The sequence below is a fragment of the Arthrobacter sp. CMU6 genome (assembly GCF_059090205.1).
The window spans coordinates 14726-36353 of record NZ_JBNHFL010000009.1 but is presented as its reverse complement, the minus strand read 5'-3'; the positions used below and the strand labels follow the sequence as shown (position 1 = coordinate 36353).

Genomic DNA, 21628 nt, shown 5'->3' with positions numbered 1-21628 from the left:
TATCAGGTCCCGGAATCAGCCCCGAACTTGCTGGGGCTGGCCGAACTGCGTCCGAACACCGGGGGAGTACAGCACGGAGTCGGGCGGCCCGTGGACCGTGATCCCGGCGGCGCAGACCAGCGCGTCGTCCAATGCGGTGGCCGTAGCGCAATACAGCGGCCAGGGCCGGTGAGCAATGGGCAGGTAAAAGACCCGCCGCCCCATGCGGGCATGGAGCCCGAAGCGGGCTGTAAGCCAGAGTGACAATCCGTCCAGCGCCGGGTGGTCCATTTCCGGAGAGGCGCCAAACGAGGAATTCCCCTGCCCGCGGAACCGTTCCACTTCGTATCCGTATCCCCGGGAGGTGCCGCGCATCGACGTGGGGCGGCAGCGGGACCACACATACGGCACTCCGGCGGCACGGGCGGCCAGCACGAACGCGAGCCGGTCGGCGTCCAACGACAGGAACACCACGCCGTGCCGCCCCGCAGCGTCACGGGAGTACAGCCGGACATTGACCTCGGTGAATGTCCCGGCATAGGGAAAACACAGGCGCGGCCCCAGCCAAGTGCCTGTTACCCGGAAACCGATCAGCCCGACCCACGTCATGCCGGCATACACGTCAGGTTCGACACCCGGGGGCATGTAAGGCTGCGCCACTGCTACGGGAACCTTCCAATGAAGGAAGACCACGTCAGCCCATGACTGATGCACCGGCAACGGGAAATATCGGGCGTCTCCGCTCGGCGGCCCTGCCCGGGCGCCATTGTCCGCGTCCATCTCACCTCCAAAAATATGTGCTGGGAGTGATTTGTGTTCGCATGCACTCATCGTGCGCTTACCTGCCGTTGCCGGCAATGGCAGAGCCAGGAGCTCTGGGCTTCCTCCAGACCAATCAGAGCCAGGTACCTACAGTTACTGGCCCCTCGGGGACAGCTTTAGGAGTACCGGGCGCTGTTGGCGAGTCGCCGGCAGGGACACCGGGCCGATCTGCAGAACACCCCGAGCGGTACGGTTGAGCTGTGAACGCCGTCATCGATCACCTGGTCATCGCCGCCGATTCGCTGGAACAGGGCTCGGCCTGGTGCGTGGCGACGTTCGGCGTTCAGCCCTCCGGTGGCGGCAGGCACCCGTTGATGGGTACTCACAACCGAGTACTTGCCATCAGCAGCGAGAGTTTCCCCGACTGCTACCTCGAGGTCATCGCGATCGATCCTGACGCGCCGGCGCCAGGGAGGCCGCGCTGGTTCGGGATCGACCGCCCCGAGGTGCGCGAGGCTGTCCGCGAATCACCTCGCTTGGTGCACGCAGTGGCGCGCACGGGCAAGATCGAGATGCTGCGTCTGGACCTTGCCAACTTCGCCCTCAACCCTGGCGAGTTGCTTGCAGCGCAGCGGGAAACGCCTCACGGAGTGTTGAAGTGGCGAATAACAGTCCGCGACGACGGCTGCACAGAATGCGCAGGCGCGCTGCCCAGCTTGATCGAATGGGAAGGGCACCATCCGTGTGCCCACATGCCGCACACCGATGTGGCGCTGCAGGCCCTGGTGCTGCGCGGCGTTCCGACCCATGCGGTCGACGTGCTGAAGCTTCCGGCCGTTGACACGAGCCCGATCGACACTGTGCAGAACGCACCGCTGACCGCGACGCTGGAATCTCCGCGCGGCCGTGTTGTGCTCGATGCGTGGCACTTCGGAGGCTAACAGCGCTGAAACGGATAGGGACCTCGAGTGCCGATGTGCGGACCCGCCGTGGCCCACCTTTGCCTACCGGCGCGTATCGGCCGTTACCGGCAGTAACAGCCATGTAGAGAAAGGGCTACGAACGTCTCTCGACCCCCCCGAAAAGCGCTCCGGAATCACGGTCTTGTGACCGGTTTCCCGGCGGTCTAACGGTTGCACGAAGAACCGGAAACATCCCTCGTCTCGGGCTTTTGGTGCTCCTACGCTGGAGTCATCCAAATCACTCGCACCCGAAAGGGGTACCCAACATGAAAAAACTAAGCGCCTGGCTGACTGCCATCATCATGGCTCTCGGGCTGGGCCTGCTGGTTCCGGGGCCCGCCACCGCAACCACTTCCTACTGCGGCTTGGTCTGGAGCTCGCTGGGCAAGTCCAACCAGACCATGAGCGCCGCATCGGTCACCAATGTTCGCTCCGGACAGCACGCCTGCTTCGACCGCCTGGTGATTGACATCAAGGGAAAGGCGGCCGGCTACAACGTCCGCTATGTCTCAAAGGTCGTTCAGGACGGGTCCGGACTGCCCATCAAGCTGAGGGGCGGTGCATTCCTGCAGGTCACGGCCCACTCGCCCAGCTATGACAGCGCCACGGGCAAGGCCACCTTCGTGCCTGCAAACCGCTCCGAGGTGACCAACGTTTCTAAGTACAAGACGTTCAGGCAGGTCGCCTGGGCGGGCAGCTTCGAGGGTCACACCACCCTGGGCCTCGGCGTCCGCGCCCGGCTACCCTTCAAGGTCTACACCCTTGCCGGCCCCGGCAACGGATCAAAGCTCGTGATCGACGTAGCCCACCAGTGGTGACACCAGACGTGACGACCGACAAGACCGGGTAAACGAGACGGGTACAGCGAAGCCCCGCTCCCAGGTGGAGGCGGGGCACCGCTTTGCCCGCACCGTGCGGCAAAGCATTAGGGAACCGCCAAGAGATTTTGCTTTCCGGTCTGGCCGCCGGAGTCCACGCCTGGCGTGCCTTGACCGGCGATTGAGCGCGGTTCAATATTAGAAAACCCGTACTTGGAAACACGCGACAATGGCCCGCAAGGCTCGCTCCCGGACCGTCTGTCGGCCCCACATATTCGTAGAACAGGTTCTTCCCGAGCTCATCGTTAGGAACTCAATGGCTATCGTTCAGGCAATCGAGTACGTCGGTGACGTCGCTTCTGCGGTCGGAGAAACTGCAAGGAGGGTTGGTTCCGCCGCACAGGAGGTCGAAAGATCGTTGAAAGCTGTTTATGACGCGATTGGCACCGACCATACAGTGGCAATCCGTATAGCCAACCTGACAGAGCACTCATTCGAGCTGACGAAGGAAGCGCACAAGCGCGGCAGTTGGGTCGACGATCCCGGTCCCGGGCACAACGTTTTGCCGCCCGCACAAATAGGATCTTGGCATTTGGCAGGGTGCCTGACCAAGGATTCTGGCGACTTGACCGGCACAAAGGGAAAACTTCACTACACGACTGAAGTTGGTGGCGACAAGCATTACGGGGTTTTTCGCTGGGATAACCCGGGACCGCTCTCGCTCCAACCAAATGATGCGTGGGCTGTATCTGGCAAGTTGGATTTCGAGAACGGACAACTCGTTATCGCCTGGCCGCCGACGATGGACTCTGACGTCATCCAAGTGAAAGCCTTCATCTCCTCAGGCGACAAAGCACGAGCCCTCTACGTGATTCTTGGGGCAAACCTCCCAGCCGAGGCGGAAGAGTTTCTTGTCTCCAAGCTCCAATTGATGGTGAATTAGTCTTCTCTCGGAGGATGAGCCGCGCGTGCCTAGGGCGGCGGTCGTTCGCAGCTGTGTTCTCGCGCAGGCCAGTCTTAAGCTTTGCACCGCTTCGTTCTGCCCAGGCTGCCATCAAAGGTGATGTGTGTTGCTCCGCGTCGGGTACGGACGCCAAGTCGGCCGAACTCGTGTGCGAATTCTCGATTCCCGGATGGGGTTCTGCTCTGGTGAGCTTGATTAGCTGCGCAGGTCGGATGTGTTAGCTAGAAACAACTGCCCGGGCAATGACCCCCATAACACTGGAGACAACGATGTCCACTCCCACTGCTACGGTCTCCGCAGAAGACCAAGCCCGGCCGCCTCCAAAGGCCCGCTGTTCATCGCCGGCCTGGCCATCGGTAGCTCGGGCTATTCGTGGCTTTGTTCGCGCCAATCATGATCGGCATGGCCATCAAGGCCAGCTCAATCGCACAAACAGACACTGCGCTCACGACCATCGGGGGAAACGTCCTGGGCTACGGCGCGATCGGCGCCTTCCTGGGGACTCGCACTTCGGGCGCCTATCTGACCGCTCCCGTTCCCGGTTTGATATGCGGCGCCCATACATGATCGTCGGGGTCCTGGTGATGGCCGGCGCACTCTTCACGGGAGTGGGGCGTCGCTTCCCGAACCTGGTTCCGCTGGCGCGGGCGATACCTTTCTGCCCCGTGGGGTATGGAGCAGAGCGCGCAGCGTCTGGATGGTGTCGGCCTCGGCGGCCGTCTTGTCGTCGCGGTAGCGCTTGACGCGTGCGAACCGAAGGGCGATTCCACCCGGATAGCGGGGAGAGTGTTGGACGCCGTCGATGGCGATCTCGACCACTGTGACCGGCTCGGTCCACACCGTACCCGCCGTACGCCGCACCTCCAACTCCTGGAACCTTTCGGTCTGCCATTGCAGCAGCGCATCGGTGAGGCCCTTGAAAGTCTTGCCCACCATCACGTAGCCTCCGGGTTCGCCGAACTCACCAACAGGGTCTAGGGCTCCGAGGTGCAGGTTCGACAGCAGCCCGGTGCGCCGTCCTGACCCCCATTCGCAGGCGAGCACCACCAGGTCGTAGGTGAGCACCGGCTTCACCTTGATCCAGTTCGAACCCCTCCGCCCGGCGGCGTAGGTCGAGCCGACCGCCTTCACGACCACACCCTCATGGCCCGCGGCCAGCGCATCGTGCGACACTCTCTCGGCAACAGCCGCATCCGCAGTAATTTTCCCCGGGATGCGGTGCCCTGGGGCGATGCGATCGAGCACGCCGATGCGTGTAGACAGGGGCTCGTCGAGGAGGTCTCGCCCGTCGATGTGCAGCACGTCGAAAAACCATGGATGCAGCAGCGTGGTGCTCGCCGCATTCGCCCCGAACCGGGACATGGTCTCCTGGAACGGCCGGGGCCCGCCGTCCTCATCCAGGGCTAGAGTCTCGCCGTCGAGGATTACGTCGCGCACGGGCAGTCCGCGCACCACCTCCACAACCTCAGGCAGCCGGTGGGTCACTTCGGCCAGGGTGCGGGTGTAGATGCGCACGTCGTCGCCGGAACGGTGAACCTGGATGCGTGCGCCGTCGAGCTTATACTCCACCGACGCTTCCCCCGTCGCCTCCAGCGCCTCGCCAGCACTGGCCGCGGTTGCGGCGAGCATGGGCTGCACGGGACGCCCGACGACGAGGCCGACAGCGTCAAGCTGGGCCGCGGTGCCCGTGATCGCCAGCAGGGCGGTCTCGCCGAGATCGCCGGAGAGCATCGCTGCGCGGCGTACGGCCTCGGCCGGCCGGTCGGCGGCGCGGGCGACCGCATCCGTCAGTACGCCTTCGAGTGCACCGGTACGAAGTTCTCCGAGCAGCACACCGGCGATGAAGGCCTGCTCTCGTTCGGTGGCTTCCGCCATCAGAGCCCGAAGGGCGGCGGCGCGTTCCACGGTCGAGCCAGCGCCTGTGGCTGCCTGCAGCCTGTCCAACGCAGCGTCGACGTGGCCAATAGTGAGATTCGGCTCAGGAGCGGACTCGCCCTTGGCCGCCCTCACACTGCTCCAGCCGATCCCGACGCGGCCCTGGCGGGGCTTAGCGGTGAGCAGGCCGACCGCCGTCGGGATGTCAGCGGGGTCGAGCCGGAGCAGCAGGTCTGCAAGTTCGTTGACCTTGGCGAGCCGGGAGCGGGTGCCCGCGACGGCTTCCAAGGTCCTCACGAGCACGTCGAGCAGCATGGCACCAGTCTGTCACGGCCGCTGGCTATGGCCAGCGATTAGTGGTGATGGCGGCCTTCGCCGGCTCGACATCCTCGCCTTTGAGCAGGTCCTTTGCCGAGAATCAGGCTGGCGTACAGGACGGCGATCGCGACGACGACCAGCCAGATAGTCGAACGCCCCGGACAGTATCGTGAACCTGAAGCTGGCCGCAGTCAGCATCATGGGCGGAGCTGCCAGAGAACGGTTGGGGAGTCTTGATGGGATGCGCAGCCGGGGAAGAGAACCTTCGCCGCCACCCGACGTCGGACGCCGGCAGGACGGTGAGAGGCTACACCGAGCAGGCCGGGGAGCGGGAAGATCCGAAAGAGCTGCGCCCCGTATTCGCGCAGGTTTTCCGTGACTTCTACGCCACGGACACCTGAGCAGCGCCCGCCTTTACAGTCCGAAGCCGACGTTTCTGCGGGTCGCCGATTTATGCGAGGAGCCCTGCAGAGGGCTGTGCCGGGCTCCTCCGTGGGTACAAGCTTCTCGCCGGGACCTTGCGGAGATTTATTTACCCGATGACGGCTTGAGCTGGGAGCCGTATACTGACGCCCGTACGTGTACACGTATCACAGCAGCACCACAACGGGGGGAAATATCGCGATGAAAAGGCTTGCCGCTACGCTTCTGATGACCGGCATTCTCGCTGTAGCAGGATTTGCCGCTCCAGCAAACGCAGCACCCAAGGATCAGGACAGCACCACGTCCTCCACGTCGACCAATCATGCAACTATCGGCTGGTGGCCGAACTAGTTCGGCAGAATCCCGCTAGCCAAAAAGCCGCCCCGCCCTCTCCTGGCAGGGGTGGCACCGGCAGTCGGAGACGTACCCGTCACCGTCGGAGCCGTCGTATCACCCGGGGGCGGGGTGGTACCCGACTCCCTTGAACCGCTGTCTGTCTGCATCCCGCCATGGACAGGTCGGAATTCCCATGTGTAGGAGCCATCGGGCTTGAGGCTCATTCTCAGATGGCCCCATGTGTCGCTGAATTTCCTCTGCACATAGGCAGGGTTGCTGGTGAAGGTCCGCAAGCCGACACCGCCGGTGGACACCTGGAACTGCTGCATCCCGTCCGGGACGCACTGGTCCGCGTTGTTCACGGGGCAGGTCCGCTCATAATTGTGCTGTGAACCTGACAGGAGTACCTTGACCCGGTTCGCCCAGAACATGTCGATCCACGGCTTGGCCTGAGTGTAGCGGGTATGGACCGATGTGTTCGATGTGAAGTACGGATCGTGGTAAACGGCAGCCAGATGCTTCCCGGCCGCTTTCGCCGCCTTCATGTCGGCGTCCATCTCCGCGGTCATGGCCTGTGCCCTTGCGGCGTTGTACAGCCATGAAGCCGTGGGAGCAAACACAACGTGCCAGTTGCCCTGATCAATTGAATACCATTCAAGGGCGTCCTGGAACCGGCCAAGAGTGGTGCTCGTTGCGCTTTTCGTCGTGGACACACATTCACCATTCATGTACCTGTCCAGGTCATCGTTGACACCGGGTTGTACGTCGTGGTTCGGTCCGGTCGTCCAGAACGCTTTGGCTTTCACCCCAGCCCATAGGGTATTCCACGCCCCGAGAGCCGAACAGGTGCCCTTTTCGTACTGGAAGTCACCGAGACCCATGAAGTTGTCCAGCGACCCGTCGTTCAGGCTGGCGGTGATGCTGGCAGCGTTCTTGCCTGATGCCGACGAGGTGGAGGTGTTCCCTGCCGGGTTCATGTCACCTACAGCAGCGAACTCGAACGAGTCTGTGGGCGGTACCGCGGTGGGCGCGGCAAGCGCCTGAGGGGCACCGGTGGCCCCTACGCCGAACAAAACACCGGCGCCTAGAGTTGCCGCCGCGAGAAGTGAAGTCAACGAGGTTCGGGATTTAGTGATCATCGCGCACTCCCTGAGCAGGTCCCTGACGAACGGCAGGACCCCGCTTCGCAGGTAGATGTATTAGATGGGGCGGCGACCTCCGGGTCCGGGACCATCGAGGGCCGGTGCTGCGGGGGCTGCGGCTTTTCCTGATGCCGCAACCACTGCCAGGAGGACGCGCTTTGCGGTCTTCATGATGGGTGCCTCGTGGGGCCTGTAGCTGTCACCGATTGGCGAGCTGTTCCAAATGCTGTTTCCCGATGTGAAAGGGACATTCATAGGTGTCGTGCTGATGAACGCAGTGGAGCGTTCTTGGCGGCGAGAGTCAGCTCTAGTTGAACGTAATGCAGGGCCAGTGCGGCCACCCTCTGTCGTGGTCCTATGCCTGCTACCCCAAGGCTATAAAAGGGGTGTACTTATCCCAATACGCAGTTATACGTAGGGCTCTGGGCGGGCAGCCACCATTGCCACGACGACCGCGCGGGGCCGAGCGTTAGGTGGTGATCGTTTGTTGCCTTATGTCATCAGGTCCGGGAAAGGGGTAGATCCCGCGACGCCGGTGGGGTACGTTGAGCGCAATTATCAGCGTCGCCGGGGAGTCAGCCGTGACCAGTACCAGGCACAATCACGATCGCCATGTCCCCTCCCGCCTTCTCATTGGGCTCGGCATCGCAACCGCAACTGCATTGGCGATCTCCGGGTGCACGTCCACGCCAACGCAGGCCCCGGCGTCCTCCACTGCACCGCCATCGGTGGCCGCTTCATCTACCGGCACGACGGAAGGAGGAAAGACAGGATCGGCGACTCTGGGCGGACTGGACAAAGCCAAGGTCCAGGACACATTCCGGACTCTCGCCAAGGAGCTGCTCGTTCCGGGAGCAGCCATGATGCTCCGCACCACCCAAGGCGACGTCAGCCTCACCTACGGCGTAACGAGCGCCGGCGGGTCAACAGCTGTCTCACTCGATGACCACATCCGCATCGGCTCCGTCACAAAGACGTGGACGGGGACCGTCATCCTCCAGCTCGTGCAGGAAGGCAAACTCAAGCTTGAGGATCCCGTTTCGAAGTACCGCTCTGACGTACCGAACGGCGACAACATCACCATCGAGCAACTCCTGACCATGCGTAGCGGAATCTACAACTACTCGGAGTCGTACGAGCTCAGCAAGGCCCTCGATACCACGCCGCATCGGGTCTGGACGCCTGAACAACTCGTGGCCATCGCCCTGCCGCTGCCCGCTTATTTCGGCCCCGGCGAAGGCTTCCACTATTCGAACACCAACACGGTTCTGCTCGGGCTCATAGCCGAGAAACTGGATGGCAAGGGCTTCGGGCAGATCGTGCGGGATCGGATCCTGGAACCCCTGGGCCTGAAACAAACCTCGTTTCCGGCGTCAGACTCTTCGGACCTGCCCAAACCCTTCTCCCGCGGTTACATGTACATGGACAACCTCCTCACCCTGTCCACCGCCAAGCTTCCGGCGGACTTGATCGCCAAGGCACAGGACGGGTCATTGAAACCGAATGACTACACAAACGCCAACCCCTCTTGGACGTGGGCCGCGGGGCAGGGCGTCTCCACGGCGGGCGACCTCATGACCTTGGCCGAGGGCCTCACCGACGGCAAACTGCTCAACCCGGAGCTTCAAAAGAAGCGCATGGACAGCCTTGCGCCGATCGACCCGGACAGCCCAGACGCCGCGCGGTATGGCATGGCGCTGGCCCAGTTCGGCCCGCTCTACGGACACACCGGTGAACTCCCCGGCTACAACACCTTCATGGGCAGAGATCCGCAGAACGATGTGACCTTGGTGGTCTGGACCAACCTTGCCCCGTCACCGGATGGACGGGACCCGGCGTCGACTATCGCCAAGGCCATCATCGGGGACCTCTACGGCGCAGCGCCGGCAGGTCCAGCCACGCGGTGAACCTTTTCCACGCTACGCCTCGTGGTTGTAGTAGGGCCACGGCAGGAAACGACGCTCACCGCGCCGGTCGGGTCCTTCCAAGGTGACTTTGCTCCTGGCAGCCCACTCCACCCCGCGGGGGAACATCCGCATGAACTCGATCCGCCGGAAGGTGTCGATGTCGTGCCCGATCGTAATAGTGAAGCTGCGACCTTCGCCGTAATTATTGATCCACGCAGGAGGCTGCAGGGTGTTCATGCCGGGAAGGCCCTCGATGCCCTCCGCAGGAATGGCGACCGGATAGTGGCTCATCGGCCACATGGGTGCGTTCCTGTACGACTCCAAGTCGTCAAACACTGAGAGAAGCACCTCCGCGCCTTCGTACAGCTGGACGCCCGTCAGGATGTCGTCACCCGTAACAGTCCAGGTGTCGCTGATGCCCTCCGTGATGGGGTGGCGTGGCTGCGCGGTCTGCAGCAGGGCCTCACCCCAGGGACGTGGGCGCAGCCCGGTGGGAACGCTGAGCTTCGCACCCCGCATGATGTTGTACTCCTCGGGGTAACCCCAGTCGTCTTCCTGCACGGCCGAGCCGTGGAACCAGACGATGCCCTTCCCTTCGTCGTGAACAAACTTCAGCAAGGCCGCGTCGGTTTCAGCGCCGAAACCGACCGCTTTTTCGTGGTATCCGTCCCGGCCCTCGAACACGATGATGACGACGTCGTACCAGTCGATAACGTTCGCCCCAAGCCCACGCGGGTCCTCGATGACGCGGACGCGGAACCGGCCAGTGTCCTCAAGCATGGTCGTGAGCCACTGGTTGTGGGCCCTAAAGCTGCGGAACTCGTTGTCGTGCTCGCAGGTCATATGCCCGGAGAGTATGAGTGCGTTCAACACATCGGCCATGGCGTCGATGCCTCTTTCTAATCGTCACCGGTGAGTTAGAATCGTCGAACGGGCCAATCCTGACACGCTGCAGAGTTCTCCGATCGTCTTGGGATGGACCCGAAGATATAGCAGGACGTCGCCTGCGCTCGCCCGTGCGTCGTGGCCCCTCAAGCGAAGCACCTGCTAGCCCGTAGTACGGCACTTCCATCCAGCCCGCTCGGAACCGGCGCCTGGTTGTAGGCGCCCATGTTGCTCGCCAAGGTGCGCACACCCCAGCCGCTGAACACTTCCGGGCGTCGGCAACCTCAACCAGCTATGCGAACTCCGCGGCTACTTCGACGATTCACCGATCGGCGGCTTGCCAGCCGGCCGGTCATTGCTCGGCGGTCGGTCTTGCGAGACCCATTTGGCTGCGGCCTCCGTTGGGTCGGGTTCTTGGCTCGCGTGCCGGAACGTCAACTCGTACCTGCCTTCGGCAAGTTCTATCGGGAACTCCGATAATTCTCGGAGCTCAGACTTACCGTCCCTGTCTCCACCTTGGTAGGTCACGTGCAGCCTCATAGTCGCAACCGTAGAACACCTGCTGGCCCTTAGTAAGCCCCTTCTTCAGGCAGCGGGTACGGCGTCAGTGGCACGCCGGCTGAAACGGTGAGGGCCTGATTTATGAGAGTGCGCAAGCCGATGCCGCATGGTTGGCCTGCGGTGTGTTGCACCTCGCCTGTCCAGGATGCCCGGCCCGATCTCTTCGGGCCACGGATGGCCGACGATCCACAGACGTCCAGCTCCGTCGTCATGACCTCGCGGTGGGCTGCCCAGGGGTCGGGTCGCCTAGCGTGGCGGGGTCGGTGTTCGCCCCACAGATGATTACTGCCACGCGTTCGTCTTTCTGAGGCACGTAGGCGCCGGACGTGAGTGCAGCGAGAGCCGTCGCAGCCCCGTACTCGGCCGGGATGCGGTAATCGCTCCACAGGCGTGCCCGGGCGGCAATGATGTCGTCGTCGTTGACCAGCACGGAGACGGGCGGTTCCTTTGAGGCCATGCTGAAAGCGATGTCGCCAACGCGGCGCGCACCCAGGGAATCCGCGGCGATGCCGGAAACGGTTACGTCGACCGGTCGGCCCGCCGCCAGCGCCGCGTGCAGGGTCGGGATCGTGAAGGGTTCTGCCGCGACGATTTTCGTCCTGCCGGCTGCCGCCGCAGCCAGCCCCGCATACAGGCCACCTCCGCCGACGGCGACGACGATCGTATCGATGCCGGGCTCGTCCTGAAGGATTTCCTCCGCGATGGTGCCGGCTCCGGCGGCGATTTCGGGCTGGTCGTAGGCGTGGCAAAAGAGTGCACCGCTTTGGGCGACGTACTCCTGTGCTGCCTCGTAGGCCTCGCTGTACTCGGCACCGGTCTGGCGGACGGTCGCGTTGTATGCGAGGAGACGGTCGACCTTCACGCGCGGTGCGTTTTCGGGCACGAATACGGTAGCGGGGACGCCAAGTGCGGCTGCGGCGTATGCGTTCGCCAGTCGGGCGTTGCCGCCGGACGCTGCGACTACGCCGACGGCGGGGTCGAGCTCTCCGCGCTCCAGTGCGGCGAGCTGACGGTTGAAAGCTCCACGGGCTTTGAAGACGCCTGTGTGTTGCAGGAATTCGCACTTGAGCCACAGTGGAACAGAGGAGCTGCCGCCGCGGAGCAAAGGCGTGCGTCGAACATGTGTGCTGATTCGCCTCTCAGCGGCGAGCACGTGATCCCGTGTGATCATCGGTTGTATCCTGCCACGTGTTGGTCGAGTTGGAAGCTTCTTGGCTTGGCGTCGCTCAATCCTTTCACCGTCAGGGCCGCCGCTTACAAAAAGGCAGTAAACCGTCGGCGTCGAAGACATGGCGCTGCGGATTATTAACGCGATGTCCCGAAGCGAGGTACTTCTTGCGATGGTCTGCTGGGCGAGCTCCTCGACGTAGTCGGTGACGACGTCGGAGATGGTGATCTCCTGTCCGGTGGCCCTGGCGAAGTCCCATGCGTGCACGAGCAGCTCGAGGTTGAGGATGCCAGGTCTGCTCCGAGGGCGCCGCCAATATGCTTTAGCGAACCGGCCAGGTGTTCCAGGAGCGCATGTGCGGTTAATGATTCGCAGGCTGTCGCCGGCATGATGCGGTTGAGATTCGGACGGTGCCGCAGGCGCCGGTCGTCAGGTAGGGTCGTCCGGTGACCACTTACGGCGTCCTTGGAGTTGGCTCAATCGCGACGGCTATCGTCACTGGGCTTTGCGACGGGGTGGCCGATCCGCCTGAGATCGTGCTTTCCCCAAGGAATGCCGAGCGTGCGACTGAGCTCGCGGCGCGGTTACCTTCGGTGCGGGTAGCCACAGGCAACCAGCAGGTCGTGGACGACAGCGACGTGGTGGTCGTCTGCCTGCTGCCCAACCACGCTGCAGAGGTGCTGGCTGGGCTTCAGTTCCGCGCCAACCAGGCCGTGGTCAGTGCGATAGCCGGCTTCCCCGTCGCGCCGCTGGCCGGACTGGTCGCGCCCGCGACGGATATCGCACGAACCATCCCGCTCACCGCCGTGGCGGCCCGGAGAAGCGTGACCCCGGTGTACCCGGCCACCCCGGCGGCAACGGGGCTGTTCGACCGGCTTGGCGGGAGCATGGCGATCGCCGACGAGCTGGCATTTGAATCGGTCTCCGCGGCATCCGGCACGGTCGCGGCGTACTTTTGCTACCTCGGAACGATCGCAGACTGGCTCTCCGGTTCCGGCATCCCGACAGCCGCGGCGCGCCGCTACGTCGCCGACACCTTCGCCGCCCTGTCCGGCGAACTCGACTCGCCTGGCGCGGACTTCGCGGCCCTGGCGCAGGCACACACAACGCCCGGAGGGCTCAACGAGCAATTTGCGCGCGACCTTGAAGCCGCAGGTACGTACGACGCCGTGCAGTCCGGCCTCGACGCGCTGCTTGCAAGGATCACCGAGAAATAGCGACCGATTCTCCGGCGGCCCCAGTTATGCCCGCAAATCCAAGGACGGAAGCCATACGCTAGGCCCGAGGTCTTATCACCTTCGAACCGGGCATCCTGGTTGGGAATCCGCCCAGCGGATCCCACTTGTCAGTCGAAGTCACTTTTACGCCGGGATGGCGTTCCGTGGCCTCTCGCACCCGTTCTTCGTGCTCAGGTGACGGGGCTTGTAGGTGCTCTCACCGGCAGCGATACGAGCGCGGCGTGGCATGGAAATAGCGTCCGATTGGCCCTGCGACAAGGCCGACCGCGGTGCCGTACACGTGGGGGAGTCGGGCATTCTGGTGCCCAGCACCGCCCCCGAAAGGACCACTGCGTCTGCCCGTAAGAAGCTCCGCGCCGTGCCTGGGAGAGATTGACCTGGACGGGCTACGCCTCCACGGAGGCCTGCTCGTATAACCAGCGCATGGCGTCCTGCGTGTCTGTGAAGAACTCGGTCGGGCATTGGTGGGGTCGGGGGAGGCCAAGCAGTCCGTGGGCGATGACCCTGTCTACCGGCGTGGAACCAAGGACGGCGAACGCCCGGACAGTAGTGGACTCACTGTAGAAGCTGATGGCCTCCCTGCTGATGGAGCCGACTCCAGTGATCTGAAGCAACACCACGGACGGCTTGCCGCCCGTCAGGGCCAGCAGATTCTCGCGGGCGAAGGCCCCGTCCGCCGCCGTCATCCGGGCGCCCGGTTTCAGTGCGATCCGGACGAGCCGTTCACTGAGGACATCCACGGAGACATTGCCGGCCGCCGGGCCGAATTGAACTGGTTGCATGCTTGCTGGGCCCCCTAGCCGTCGAATTGCATTGCCGCCGGCACAGGAGCGCCGTCATAGGCGGCTGCGAAGCCGCCGCGCCGCGCGCCCCTGCCGCCTGCTCGGCACAGCCTACGTCCTATTCGCTGGTAAGCAAGTCACGCAGGGCAAATTGGTCACGTGCGCCCGCCAGTACCCCGCACTTGAGGGGCATTCCCGTTTTTTCATAGGGTGCTTCGGGCACAGTAAACGGATCCTGAGCTGGCTAGCCACTAGTCAGACGCTCCGGATGGCCGGGCCCGGCGTACTCCCCCCAACAGCGTCGGGACCGGCACTCACTGCGGTGGCCCGTTCCCCTGAAGGCGGTCTCGGCCGGGTTTACTGGCATGGACTCGGACGAAGGACCAGAACCGACTTCCGCCGCCGGCTGCTGCAGCGTTTCTGTTCAAACTCGGAAAAGCAGACCCGGAGCCGTCGCCAGCCTCGATCGGTGAACCGGTCGGAGGAGTGGACCTACGACTTCAACGCGGGCCAGAAATAGCAAGTAGAGTAATTTCAAAAATGGGGGAGCCTGATGGCTGATTTGACCTGCGATCCTGAAACTTTCGGACTGTGACGGCCGCGGACCGCCGTCCCGGCGACTCACTTCCGGGACATCCCACGTCAGCCTCGGCTGACATCATGAGACGCATCCTCACTACTGCGTATGATCTGTTCTCCAGGCGCAGTATCCGGGATGTCGGTGTCAATGAACTGATCGAGTCTTCCGGTGTGGCTAAGTCGACGTTCTACCGGCACTTCCCGTCCAAAGACGACCTGGTTCTTGCCGTTCTGGCCCTAAGAGATCAGGTTTGGTTCGGCGATGTCGTGGCCGAGGCAAAGCGCCGCAGCGCTGCTCCCGAGGAAGAACTGTTGGTCATCTTTGATGTCTTCGCTGACCGGCTCGGCAGTGGCGGCTACAAATCGAACATGCTTATCAAGGTCCTCATGGAAATGGGTCCCGACCATCCCTTGGGCCGCGCGAGCGTCCAGTATTTGGCCAGGATCCGGGGGTACGTCCAGACCTTGGCCGAAGACGCCGGGCTGGAGCGCTGCGAGCTGTTTGCCAGGGCATGGCACCTCCTGCTGAAGGGCTCCATCATCTCCGCGATGGAAGGCGATCGGGAGGCAGTGAAACTGGCCCAGCAGTTGGCCGAATCCCTTATCGAGCGCCACCGCCGCCCCGTGCCCTGACCCCGCGTGCTCTGAAGGCGGCGGTCTGGGCCATGAGTGTTCATCGCCTGTTCCCCATGAAGGGAAATTGATCCCTTACGGTCCGCATAGAACGACGTCGATTCGCCCTTCTCGGTCACCGCCGTCGTCGCTGAAGTCTAAGGTGAACCGCCTTCCATCCGGTTCACACGCCATCCCCCTGATGCATTCAGCGACCCCCCAGCTTCCAAGGTTGCCTCAGCCATTCACCATGAGCCGCTGTGACACTTGCGGCATGACAGCGATGATGAGGGACTGCACATCGGCGGTGCCCGGCGGCGCCCTGCATAAGGGGTCGGCCTGCCAGGTTCACCCATTCAGGCAAGACGAGCGAATTGCGGTACAGGGGTCGGTCTCCGCGGTTCAATCCGATGGCCGGGGCAGTCTTCTTCGGTTTCAGCTCGGGCGGCTCCTCGACGAGATCCTTGCCGACCAGAATCTGGACCCTGACTTGCGGCTCTCACTGCTCGAGCAGGTGCGCGAGAACCCGGTCTCCCCGGAAGTGGCGCTCCTCCGGCACCTGCGAGCTATCCATGACCCGGAGGACTTGCCGCCATTAGGGCCCGCGGAAATTTCGGGTCCGGGAGCCGCCGGCAAAGTGACAGCGGAGTGCGCAGCCACTAAGCCCTCGGGTTTGGTTCCCTAGGCTTGCGCCATGCCGATCACAAGCAATGTCGCGTGGGACAAGCGGCTGGAACTGTTCAAGGGCGGGGACAGCGCCGGTTACGTGAAGGCGGCAGCCAGCAGGGCGAGGGCGTGCTGCAGGTGTCGGTTGCCGCTGACTGCGGGGTCCGCTGCCAAGAGAGCGGACGAACCTGGACGGTGCCCGCGCTCGTTTTCACCCTGCTCCCAAACCTGGCTTTTGGTTTCCTTGGCGAGGAATTCACCTCGCTCCTCGTCAGCGTCCTGCTCAGACGGGGCTTCCAGCTGGCGCCGCGAGCAGACATGGACAGCATTCTTGAACAGGCCGAACGTGTTGACCCGGGAACGTTCTGCAGGCTGACCCCGCAGGGCCTTCTGGTCCTGCATGTAGGGGCTGACGCCATGTTCACCCACCAGTTCGACCTTGCCGTACCTGATGCAGCAGCCTGGGTGGAAGCAGCAGCGTGTTGGAAGGGTGCTCGTCCTGGGCGGCGATAACCTGGCGATAAGCGAAGGCGGAGTGATAGGGATGCCGTCTAACGAAGTCGGCCTGTCGCGCTTAGGGCCCTACCAGGTGCGCAGCTGCTGATGAAGGGGTAGGGCGTCAGGTGTGCCGCAGGCTCTCCGTTGCGGTTGCTCTGCTTCAGAGGAAGGGGTAGATGGGGAAAAGGTCGGGAAAGTCGTACTCGTGTCGTGGGGGAGCAGACGTTTCCTGGGGCGCGGCGGCCGGAGGGTCGGTGTCGTGTTGAGGAAGGGCGACGAACTGGAATGGTGTCCCCGGACCGCCTTCAAAGTGACGGCTGGTGGTGGTCGCTGTCTGGACTGTCATTGCTGGTCCCCTTTGCTCCCGCCGGACACCCATCCGGCCTCAAATCGCTGAGGTTGTATCGCTGCTTAATGCTCTTTGCTCAGTCTTCCTCTCGTTCATCAAGAGTGATCAGGCTTTCCCCAAAGGTTTGATCAAGAACCCATGTGCAATGACCGACGACGGCAGGCAACGGGGGTCTCATGGCTACATCGGAGCTTCGCCGTCCATTTCCGTGGGGCGGGCAAGGCCGAATCGCTCAATTATCCGAGGCAGGGATTCGAAGTCCATTTGCAGCCCGTACTTTACGTTTGATCCCGCCATGACCTCCAGAACCTGTGCCGGTTCCTCACCGGCATTCCAGAAGCTATGCCACTGGTCCCTGTGTTTTCGGACCAGTTCGCCGGGACCGGCCTGGAAGACTTTCTCGCCTAGAAGGAAACCAATGCGTGTCCCTTGATGACCACTGTGAACTCGTCTTCGCGGCTGTGCATGTGTAGCCGCGCTGCAAGCTCTTTTGGTGCCAGCAAGTGCTCGACGACGGAGAAGCCTCCTGCCGTTGAGCCTGCGGTGGGTGGCAGATCGTTGCCGCTGATAAGCTCAAGCAGTTTTTCTGCTGCCTGCGCTCCCATATCGGCCAGTGGCTGGGCGAAGGTGGTGATGCCGGGGCCCCATATTTCGAACCAGTCTGGGTCGCCGTAGCCGGCGAGGGCGAGGTCGCCGGGAATGCTGATCCCAACCTCCCGTACTGTCCTGAGGACGCCCATGACGAGCCGGCTGCTCATGCCGGCGGCCCGGAGGGTACGTGGACGATGCCGTCAACGCGTCTGGCGGCCATCTCTGTAAATGCCCCCTGGTCGCGTCCGGGGTGGTTTCCTGTGGTGGCGTCGAACAAGTGGTGGCCTGCGGTCCTGAGGACGTCCTGGAGGACTTCGGCGCTGGCGGTGTAGAACTCGTTGGTCATGTCAGGAACGATGAGGCCCACGCTCCTGGTTTTTGCGCTCCCGGAGGGCACGGGCAGTGGCGTCAGCGGTATAGCCCAGTTCCCGGGCCGCTTCGAGGACACGGGTGCGGGCCTCCCCGCCGACCGGTCCTTTTACCGCTGAGTGCCCGCGATGCTGTTCCGTACCCGACCCCAGCGGCTCGTGTGACGTCCGTGAGCTTGACCATGGAGTCCATCCAATTAGCGGGGTCGGGTACGCAGCGTTATGGCAGGTTCAGGCCGATGGCTGTGCCAATGCCGGTCACCGTGAGGAGGACCAGCGGAATCGTTCATGAGCTGCAGGCACCTAGCCTTGGCCACGAAAAGAGCTTGCGCCAAACACAGCAACTCCCGAGACTTCATACCAGGCAGCTTTGGACGGGACCGATAATCGAAGTCGAGGTAACTATGGATATGAAACCGGAAGTCGGCGAACCCCATGCGGGACCCTGGCAAGCCGAGTCACTGGAAGGCATGGTGCGGCGGTTACTGCCGGCAGCAGGGCAACGTCCGAACCGCCCCTGGATCGTGGCGGTGGATGGAAGGAGCGGGGCAGGCAAGACCACCCTGGTCGATCGTCTGCTGGCTCGAGTGCCGGACTCAGATGTCGTTCACACGGACGATGTAGCGTGGCATCTTTCGTTTTTTGACTGGGCCGATGAACTCCGTGACGGTGTCCTCGGACCCCTGCTCCAAGGCGAAGCAGTCCATTACCGTCCTCCGGGTTGGGTGGCCCGAGAACGTCCAGGTGCCATAGCTCTACCCGCCGGGCGTTCCGTGGTGTGGGTGGAAGGGAGTGGATCATCACGCCGGGCGCTCTCCGACGTCGTCGACGCTTCGATCTGGGTGCGATGCGACAACGTTGAAGCCCGCTGTCGCCTCCTGGAACGAGATGGCCAGGAGGAAGCAGACCTGCACAGGGAGTGGGAAGAACAGGAAATTCCCTTCCTGCTAGAAGACCGGCCATGGGAACGCGCCACCGTCATCGTGGCCGGAAGGCCGGCCCTGGAGCATGATCCGAACACCCAAGTCGTAACCGCTCAGGCGGCACCGCATGCGCGGAGATCAACTAACGACGGGATTTTCTATCGCCGCCCAATGGGCTACGCGAAAGTGGAAGAGCACGCTTCAAACGCCGATATGGGAGATGCCGTGACCTTATGGATGGGTATTACTGCGGGTCCTGCCCAACCTCAGCCGGAGTCCATCCCAGTGCGGGACCCAATTTGCCGGCGATGTCGGTGAGGATCTGGATGTAATCCTCGTGGTCAAAGCTGAAGGGCAGTGCGAATGCCACCTCGTCGACCTCCTGGAATCCTGCATGCGCGTACAGTTGCTCGGCGAGTTCGTCGCTGGTACCGATGAGATCCGGGGCGAACAGCATGCCCTTTGGCCCCTGCGGCGCCCGTGTGCGGGGAGTGCGTTCATCAACGTACCGCTGGTACTTCTCCCGCTGATGTGTCGAGGCCGAGTCGGTCGGGATCACTACCAGGCCCTGCGACACCCGGGCCGGTCCCTGCGCTTGTGCTGATGCTGCGGCGGCCTCACGGTAAGCGCGAATCTGCGATTGCTGAATCTGGGCAAAGTCCGGTGCCTGATTCGGTTCGGGGAAGACCACGCTGCTGGAGAGCAGATTGAAGCCGCTTTCCCCGGCCCAGATGGCGGACTTCCTGCTGGCCGCACCATACCAAAGGCGACCACGCAGCCCGGGAGAATGCGGCTCGACGCGGTTGGAGAATTCCTCGACCACACCTTGCTTGCCGGAAAAGTCCCGCACCGGTTCGCCTGCGATCAGGCGTGCAACGCGTTCCGCACGGCCGTAGCTGAAGTCCTCCAGCCCGGAGGAATCCGGGTACAGCTCGTGCTTCACTGTGTCGTAATGCATCGGTTCGCCCACGCTCAGTCCAGGATTGATTCGTCCCCCGGCCAACAGATCCACGGTGCCCAGGTCCTCGGCCAGGCGCAAGGGGTTTTCCCAGCCCAGCGGGGTGACGGCGGTGCCCAGCTCAATCCGGGAGGTGCGCTGGCTGGCGGCGGCCATCATAGCAACGGGGGAGGAGATGCCGAACTGCAGATGGCGGTGCCGCAGCCAGGCACTGTCGAATCCGAGCTGCTCGCCAAGTTCGATGATCTGCAAAGTGGATTGGTGTCCGGGGGCGGGATTCGCGGGATCGAACAGGCCGATGGTGAGGAATCCAAGCTTGCGCAACGGGCGTGTGGAGACGGGCATGGGGCTCCTTCAGGATCGTGGTGCGGCGCCTTCTTAGAATATGCGCTGGATTTGGTGGTTCTTCTGACGACGGCGGGACGTGGGCATTTGTCCGTTGGTGCACGGATATTCACGAGCCGGACGGAGTCAGGCCGGCGCCACTCTCCATACCCCGTTGGGCGCAACGAAGGGCGCACCCCGTTTTCGCTGAGTGCGCCCTTCGTGTCGGCCTGATCAGTCCTTCTTGAAAGCGTCCTTGACCTTCTCGCCAGCCTGCTTCAGATCGCCTTTGGCCTGGTCGGTCTGGCCTTCAGTCCGCAGGCTCTCATCGCCCGTGGCGGCTCCAGCCGCTTCCTTGCCCTTGCCGCCAGCCTTCTCTGCAGCATTCTCAATCTTGTCGCCCAATCCCATGGTGTTTCCTCCTCTGGTTGGTAGCCGTTCGCATTCGGCTATAAACAACATAAGCATGCTGATGATTTGGTTTTCAAGTACCCATCCGGATGCCCGGCGACTCAGGACTGTTGGTGATGTGACACCGTCACCGTGGAATCATGCATTTGATGCAGGAATCCTGGCGATGTTTTGGTCATGCCCACTTCCATTGTCCCGGCATCGCCGGGGCCTATCATGAGCCGCGGAACGAGAGAGAAGCGGGGCCGGCAGGCATGGTCAACAATCGCGTTCACAATCACCGCCCAGTGCTGACACTCGCTGGCATTTGAGCAGGCGGCCATCATGCTGCTGGATCGTCAATCCCGTTCGGTGGTGATCCTTATCCCGGCCACTGCACCTGTCCACGGACCGCTCGGGTCACTCCGGGTCAGCTGGGCTCCCACGTACCCTTTTTGCAAGTCGACGGCCTGTGAGAGGACCTGGGAGCAGTCGAGCTCCAGTGACAGTTCGGAGCCAGGTCCGGCCTCCTGGTAGAGGATGATCTGGGCGCTTTCGGTGCCGACACAGGATGCTGTGACAGTGTGTGCACCGGCAGTCTTCACTGCCGCGGTTTTCTGGAAGCCGACGCCCGGACCGTCAGCCGGTCCGGAGTCGTCCAGGAGCACCGATCCGGGTGCGCCAGCAAGTCGCTTGATCAGTTTGGCGTAGTTGCTCCTCTCCGTGCTTAGGATTTCACGGTCCTTCGTGGGCAAGGAAGGCGAGGGCCGCCTGCTGGCCTCGGCCGGCGCCGGCTGTGCATCGACGTCCCCCTCGTAGGTGCAGGCAGCAACAACGGGAACGAGCAGCAGGGCAAGAGTCATTGCCGCACCACAACGGACCGTCCTGGTTCCCCCAAGTTCAGGCATGGGCTGAGTCTACGGTCCGTGCAGTGAATGGCAAGTCATTCTCTTAGCGGCCTGCGATGGCGACACAATGGCTATCGATCCGCAGGGAGATGTCCCCTTATACAAGCCCCGTGAGAAGCTGTTCCCTCAAAGCTCATAGGGGGAAACGCTTTTGGACATCCTTGCGGTTATCGCCGTGGCGACGTTCGTCTTGCCCGCGGCATTTGTCGCACTACTGCTCTATTGGATCATTCGCCTCGGTGTGAAGCATGGGTTGTGATCGTACGAGGCCGAAAAAGCCCGTGACGCAGAAAACGCGCCCTAAATGGTGAATATAAACAGGTCTTTCTAAGATTCGCTCAT

20 protein-coding genes and 1 pseudogene are annotated in these 21628 nt (G+C 62.9%); 8 read left to right on the top strand and 13 right to left on the bottom strand.

What is annotated here, in order from left to right; genetic code table 11:
* Positions 1-15: 15 nt before the first annotated feature.
* On the bottom strand, positions 16-759 hold the full coding sequence (locus AC5RWD_RS08140) for a YqjF family protein (RefSeq protein ID WP_494019529.1): 744 nt from the start codon (positions 757-759) through the stop codon (positions 16-18).
* Between the two features lie 242 nt (positions 760-1001).
* Between AC5RWD_RS08140 and AC5RWD_RS08135 the strand changes: the two genes are divergently transcribed.
* The 3 genes from AC5RWD_RS08135 to AC5RWD_RS08125 all read left to right on the top strand — a co-directional run bounded on the left by AC5RWD_RS08135 (position 1002) and on the right by AC5RWD_RS08125 (position 3464).
* Complete coding sequence (locus AC5RWD_RS08135; protein ID WP_494019528.1) at positions 1002-1682, top strand: VOC family protein; 681 nt, start codon at positions 1002-1004, stop codon at positions 1680-1682.
* Between the two features lie 287 nt (positions 1683-1969).
* Positions 1970-2521 carry an AMIN-like domain-containing (lipo)protein gene (locus tag AC5RWD_RS08130; RefSeq protein WP_494019527.1) on the top strand — a complete coding sequence of 184 codons (552 nt, stop codon included), beginning with the start codon at positions 1970-1972 and terminating at the stop codon, positions 2519-2521.
* A 316-nt stretch (positions 2522-2837) separates the two neighbouring features.
* The gene (locus AC5RWD_RS08125) at positions 2838-3464 is read left to right on the top strand and encodes a hypothetical protein (RefSeq protein WP_494019526.1); all 627 of its coding nucleotides are present in this window, start codon (positions 2838-2840) and stop codon (positions 3462-3464) included.
* A gap of 621 nt (positions 3465-4085) precedes the next feature.
* On the opposite strand, the gene AC5RWD_RS08120 is transcribed toward AC5RWD_RS08125, so the two are convergent.
* Positions 4086-5675, bottom strand: coding sequence for an ATP-dependent DNA ligase (locus tag AC5RWD_RS08120; protein WP_494019525.1), 1590 nt, complete (start codon positions 5673-5675; stop codon positions 4086-4088).
* 206 nt (positions 5676-5881) lie between these two features.
* Between AC5RWD_RS08120 and AC5RWD_RS08115 the strand changes: the two are divergent.
* Positions 5882-6079 (top strand): annotated as a pseudogene (locus AC5RWD_RS08115) (DUF5956 family protein); the annotation flags it as partial.
* A 369-nt stretch (positions 6080-6448) separates the two neighbouring features.
* Here the strand turns inward: AC5RWD_RS08115 and AC5RWD_RS08110 are convergent.
* Positions 6449-7576, bottom strand: coding sequence for a metallophosphoesterase family protein (locus tag AC5RWD_RS08110; RefSeq protein WP_494019524.1), 1128 nt, complete (start codon positions 7574-7576; stop codon positions 6449-6451).
* Between the two features lie 584 nt (positions 7577-8160).
* On the opposite strand from AC5RWD_RS08110, the gene AC5RWD_RS08105 reads away from it, so the two are divergent.
* On the top strand, positions 8161-9486 hold the full coding sequence (locus AC5RWD_RS08105; RefSeq protein WP_494019523.1) for a serine hydrolase domain-containing protein: 1326 nt from the start codon (positions 8161-8163) through the stop codon (positions 9484-9486).
* A 12-nt stretch (positions 9487-9498) separates the two neighbouring features.
* On the opposite strand, the gene AC5RWD_RS08100 is transcribed toward AC5RWD_RS08105, so the two are convergent.
* Both AC5RWD_RS08100 and AC5RWD_RS08095 read right to left on the bottom strand, forming a co-directional pair.
* Complete coding sequence (locus tag AC5RWD_RS08100; RefSeq protein ID WP_494019522.1) at positions 9499-10368, bottom strand: ThuA domain-containing protein; 870 nt, start codon at positions 10366-10368, stop codon at positions 9499-9501.
* Positions 10369-11140: 772 nt separating this feature from the next.
* Positions 11141-12103: a threonine/serine dehydratase gene (locus AC5RWD_RS08095; protein WP_494019521.1), complete on the bottom strand. Its 963-nt coding sequence runs from the start codon at positions 12101-12103 to the stop codon at positions 11141-11143.
* Positions 12104-12546: 443 nt separating this feature from the next.
* On the opposite strand from AC5RWD_RS08095, the gene AC5RWD_RS08090 reads away from it, so the two are divergent.
* Positions 12547-13317, top strand: coding sequence for an NAD(P)-binding domain-containing protein (locus AC5RWD_RS08090; RefSeq protein WP_494019520.1), 771 nt, complete (start codon positions 12547-12549; stop codon positions 13315-13317).
* Between the two features lie 407 nt (positions 13318-13724).
* On the opposite strand, the gene AC5RWD_RS08085 is transcribed toward AC5RWD_RS08090, so the two are convergent.
* Positions 13725-14120, bottom strand: a complete 396-nt coding sequence (locus AC5RWD_RS08085) for a DUF7793 family protein (RefSeq protein ID WP_494019519.1) — start codon at positions 14118-14120, stop codon at positions 13725-13727.
* A gap of 660 nt (positions 14121-14780) precedes the next feature.
* Between AC5RWD_RS08085 and AC5RWD_RS08080 the strand changes: the two genes are divergently transcribed.
* On the top strand, positions 14781-15332 hold the full coding sequence (locus AC5RWD_RS08080; RefSeq protein WP_494019518.1) for a TetR/AcrR family transcriptional regulator: 552 nt from the start codon (positions 14781-14783) through the stop codon (positions 15330-15332).
* A 741-nt stretch (positions 15333-16073) separates the two neighbouring features.
* On the opposite strand, the gene AC5RWD_RS08075 is transcribed toward AC5RWD_RS08080, so the two are convergent.
* The 4 genes from AC5RWD_RS08075 to AC5RWD_RS08060 form a co-directional block, all read right to left on the bottom strand.
* Entirely contained in the window at positions 16074-16406 is a 333-nt protein-coding gene (locus AC5RWD_RS08075) for a hypothetical protein (protein ID WP_494019517.1), read from the bottom strand.
* 229 nt (positions 16407-16635) lie between these two features.
* Entirely contained in the window at positions 16636-16821 is a 186-nt protein-coding gene (locus AC5RWD_RS08070; RefSeq protein WP_494019516.1) for a hypothetical protein, read from the bottom strand.
* 407 nt (positions 16822-17228) lie between these two features.
* Positions 17229-17582 (bottom strand): substrate-binding domain-containing protein, encoded by a 354-nt coding sequence (locus tag AC5RWD_RS08065; protein ID WP_494019515.1) that lies wholly within the window; start codon positions 17580-17582, stop codon positions 17229-17231.
* On the bottom strand, positions 17579-17761 hold the full coding sequence (locus AC5RWD_RS08060) for a hypothetical protein (RefSeq protein ID WP_494019514.1): 183 nt from the start codon (positions 17759-17761) through the stop codon (positions 17579-17581). The genes AC5RWD_RS08065 and AC5RWD_RS08060 overlap by 4 nt, the downstream gene beginning before the upstream one ends.
* A 10-nt stretch (positions 17762-17771) precedes the next feature.
* On the opposite strand from AC5RWD_RS08060, the gene AC5RWD_RS08055 reads away from it, so the two are divergent.
* On the top strand, positions 17772-17903 hold the full coding sequence (locus AC5RWD_RS08055) for a hypothetical protein (protein WP_494019513.1): 132 nt from the start codon (positions 17772-17774) through the stop codon (positions 17901-17903).
* A gap of 1047 nt (positions 17904-18950) precedes the next feature.
* On the opposite strand, the gene AC5RWD_RS08050 is transcribed toward AC5RWD_RS08055, so the two are convergent.
* The 3 genes from AC5RWD_RS08050 to AC5RWD_RS08040 form a co-directional block, all read right to left on the bottom strand.
* Positions 18951-20009, bottom strand: coding sequence for an LLM class flavin-dependent oxidoreductase (locus AC5RWD_RS08050; protein WP_494019512.1), 1059 nt, complete (start codon positions 20007-20009; stop codon positions 18951-18953).
* A gap of 213 nt (positions 20010-20222) precedes the next feature.
* Positions 20223-20399, bottom strand: a complete 177-nt coding sequence (locus tag AC5RWD_RS08045) for a CsbD family protein (RefSeq protein ID WP_493956243.1) — start codon at positions 20397-20399, stop codon at positions 20223-20225.
* 338 nt (positions 20400-20737) lie between these two features.
* Positions 20738-21286 (bottom strand): hypothetical protein, encoded by a 549-nt coding sequence (locus AC5RWD_RS08040; RefSeq protein ID WP_494019511.1) that lies wholly within the window; start codon positions 21284-21286, stop codon positions 20738-20740.
* Between the last annotated feature and the right edge of the window lie 342 nt (positions 21287-21628).

Coding starts and splice junctions, on each gene's coding strand:
- AC5RWD_RS08140 (WP_494019529.1), bottom strand. CDS start 759: ATGGACGCGGACAATGGCGCCCGGGCAGGGCCGCCGAGCGGAGACGCC.
- AC5RWD_RS08130 (WP_494019527.1), top strand. CDS start 1,970: ATGAAAAAACTAAGCGCCTGGCTGACTGCCATCATCATGGCTCTCGGG.
- AC5RWD_RS08125 (WP_494019526.1), top strand. CDS start 2,838: ATGGCTATCGTTCAGGCAATCGAGTACGTCGGTGACGTCGCTTCTGCG.
- AC5RWD_RS08120 (WP_494019525.1), bottom strand. CDS start 5,675: ATGCTGCTCGACGTGCTCGTGAGGACCTTGGAAGCCGTCGCGGGCACC.
- AC5RWD_RS08110 (WP_494019524.1), bottom strand. CDS start 7,576: ATGATCACTAAATCCCGAACCTCGTTGACTTCACTTCTCGCGGCGGCA.
- AC5RWD_RS08100 (WP_494019522.1), bottom strand. CDS start 10,368: ATGGCCGATGTGTTGAACGCACTCATACTCTCCGGGCATATGACCTGC.
- AC5RWD_RS08095 (WP_494019521.1), bottom strand. CDS start 12,103: ATGATCACACGGGATCACGTGCTCGCCGCTGAGAGGCGAATCAGCACA.
- AC5RWD_RS08085 (WP_494019519.1), bottom strand. CDS start 14,120: ATGCAACCAGTTCAATTCGGCCCGGCGGCCGGCAATGTCTCCGTGGAT.
- AC5RWD_RS08080 (WP_494019518.1), top strand. CDS start 14,781: ATGAGACGCATCCTCACTACTGCGTATGATCTGTTCTCCAGGCGCAGT.
- AC5RWD_RS08070 (WP_494019516.1), bottom strand. CDS start 16,821: ATGACAGTCCAGACAGCGACCACCACCAGCCGTCACTTTGAAGGCGGT.
- AC5RWD_RS08065 (WP_494019515.1), bottom strand. CDS start 17,582: ATGAGCAGCCGGCTCGTCATGGGCGTCCTCAGGACAGTACGGGAGGTT.
- AC5RWD_RS08060 (WP_494019514.1), bottom strand. CDS start 17,761: ATGACCAACGAGTTCTACACCGCCAGCGCCGAAGTCCTCCAGGACGTC.
- AC5RWD_RS08055 (WP_494019513.1), top strand. CDS start 17,772: ATGAGGCCCACGCTCCTGGTTTTTGCGCTCCCGGAGGGCACGGGCAGT.
- AC5RWD_RS08050 (WP_494019512.1), bottom strand. CDS start 20,009: ATGCCCGTCTCCACACGCCCGTTGCGCAAGCTTGGATTCCTCACCATC.
- AC5RWD_RS08045 (WP_493956243.1), bottom strand. CDS start 20,399: ATGGGATTGGGCGACAAGATTGAGAATGCTGCAGAGAAGGCTGGCGGC.
- AC5RWD_RS08040 (WP_494019511.1), bottom strand. CDS start 21,286: ATGCCTGAACTTGGGGGAACCAGGACGGTCCGTTGTGGTGCGGCAATG.